3 protein-coding genes are annotated in these 1,949 nt (G+C 72.8%); all 3 read left to right on the forward strand.

The features are described from left to right. The first annotated feature begins 175 nt into the window (after positions 1-175). Positions 176-379 (forward strand): hypothetical protein, encoded by a 204-nt coding sequence (locus ACFU7Z_RS39085; RefSeq protein WP_049651214.1) that lies wholly within the window; start codon positions 176-178, stop codon positions 377-379. Positions 380-507: 128 nt separating this feature from the next. Continuing rightward, positions 508-1,017 (forward strand): MauE/DoxX family redox-associated membrane protein, encoded by a 510-nt coding sequence (locus ACFU7Z_RS39090; RefSeq protein ID WP_380782916.1) that lies wholly within the window; start codon positions 508-510, stop codon positions 1,015-1,017. Between the two features lie 51 nt (positions 1,018-1,068). After that, positions 1,069-1,932 carry a DsbA family protein gene (locus ACFU7Z_RS39095; protein WP_380782918.1) on the forward strand — a complete coding sequence of 288 codons (864 nt, stop codon included), beginning with the start codon at positions 1,069-1,071 and terminating at the stop codon, positions 1,930-1,932. The last annotated feature ends 17 nt before the right edge of the window (positions 1,933-1,949 follow it).

Genomic DNA, 1,949 nt, shown 5'->3' on the forward strand with positions numbered 1-1,949 from the left:
GCGCTCCTGAGGGGCGCGGCCCCGGGCGCGCGGCATTTGCCGTGCGCGCCGACCGGAGTGCGGACCCGAACGGGTGAACAAGGGGTGGGGACACGCATCAGGCGGGGTTGGCGGACGTTGAGTGGAGGGAGGAGTGCACGAACGGTTGCCGGGGCGAGCGGGAAGGGGTGAGCCGGTGCGGAGTGTCCAGCGGGCCGTCCTGCTGCGGGCGGCGGCGGCCGTGGTGGTGCTCGTCGGCGCGGTCGGGGTGCACGTGGAGGTGGGCCACGCGTTGGCGAAGCGGGGTGCCGAGCGGGCGGAGCGGGAGGCGGTGGCGTGCGCGGAGGCGGCCCGGCACCCCGATCTGTTCGAGGCGGGGTGGTTGGCGGGGTGCCGCTGACGCTCGGGTGTTCGGACTGTTCGGACGGAACGTCACTCATCCGGCGTCATTCCCGACCGCGGAGAAACCCCCCTCCGCCCCCGACGGTTCCTCAGGGAGTGAACGAGTTTCCCGAGGGGGGTTCCCTGATGACCGCGCAGCCCGGTGGCTCCGCGCCCACGCCGACGGCGGGGCGGCCGGTGCCGGCCTGGAGCGAGTGGCTCGGCACGGCCGTCCGGCTCGGCCTCGCGGTGGTCTGGGGGTGGGCCGGGCTGGCGAAGATCTCCGACCCGGCGGAGGCCGCGCAGGCCGTCCGGGCCTACGAGATCCTCCCCGAGGGCCTGGTCAAGCCGATCGGCTACGGCCTGCCGTTCCTGGAGCTGGCGCTGGCCCTGCTGCTGGTGGTGGGCCTCGGCGTCCGGCTGGTGGCCGGGGTCTCCGCGCTCCTGCTGCTGGCGTTCATCGCCGGGATCGCCTCCGCCTGGGCGCGCGGCATCTCGATCGACTGCGGCTGCTTCGGCGGCGGCGGGCACGTCGACGCGTCCCAGACGGAGTACCTCCAGGAGATCCTGCGCGACACCGGGTTCCTGCTGCTGGCCGGGTGGCTGCTGTGGCGGCCCCGCACCCGGCTGTCGGCGGACGGCCGGCTGGCGAGCTGACCCCCACATCCCTGCACCCCGACGAAGGCCCCGACCGTGGATGTCAACGCAATGAGCGAGAAGAACCGAGAAGGCAAGCGCACCGCCCGTGAGCGGATGCTGGAGCAGCGGGCGGCCGACGAGGCCTCCTCCCGGCGCAAGAAGAAGCTGATCGTGGGCGGCTCCGTGCTCGCGGTGATCGCCGCCGCGGTGATCGTCGGCGTCGTGGTGCAGAACCAGCGCTCCAAGCCGGAGACGCCGGTCGCCGCCCCGGCCGGGACGATCGGCGACAAGAACCTGGTCATCCCGGTCGGCGCCGACAACGCGCCCTCCGTCCTCACCGTCTACGAGGACCCGCGCTGCCCCGCCTGCGGCACCTTCGAGCGCGAGTTCTCGTCGACCATCGACCAGCTGGAGGACGCCGGGAAGATCTACACGAACTACCACATCGTGTCGTTCATCGACCGGGCCGTGGCGGGCAAGGGCTCCCGGAACGGCGCCAACGCGCTGGGCTGCGCCCAGGACGCCGGGCACTTCCGGGACTTCCACGACGTGCTGTACCGCAACCAGCCGGACGAGACCAACGACGCCTTCGGCGACAAGGCCGTGCTGCTCGGCCTGGCCAAGCAGGTCAACGGCCTGGACACGCCCGCGTTCCAGTCCTGCGTCAAGGACAGCAGGTTCGGCGGCTGGGTGTCCGCGGTGCAGCAGGACTTCGACAAGTCCAGCTTCAAGTCCACGCCGACGGTGCTGCTCAACGGCCAGCCGGTCTACCCGAAGAACGGCAGCGAGGAGATCACCCCGGCGAACCTGGCGAAGTGGGTGGACGCCGCGAACCAGGGCAAGCAGCTGGGCACGGCGGGTTCGCACGGGCAGACCCCGGCGCCGACCAGCACCGCCTCGGAGGCCAACAACCCGTCGCCGACGGCCGGCTGAGCCCGCCGGGCCGCGCC

The sequence above is a fragment of the Kitasatospora sp. NPDC057518 genome (assembly GCF_042802075.1).
Taxonomy (GTDB): Bacteria; Actinomycetota; Actinomycetes; order Streptomycetales; family Streptomycetaceae; genus Kitasatospora.

Excerpts from the sequence above, each read along its gene's own strand:
- ACFU7Z_RS39090 (WP_380782916.1), top strand. The coding sequence starts at position 508 with ATGACCGCGCAGCCCGGTGGCTCCGCGCCCACGCCGACGGCGGGGCGG.
- ACFU7Z_RS39095 (WP_380782918.1), top strand. The coding sequence starts at position 1,069 with ATGAGCGAGAAGAACCGAGAAGGCAAGCGCACCGCCCGTGAGCGGATG.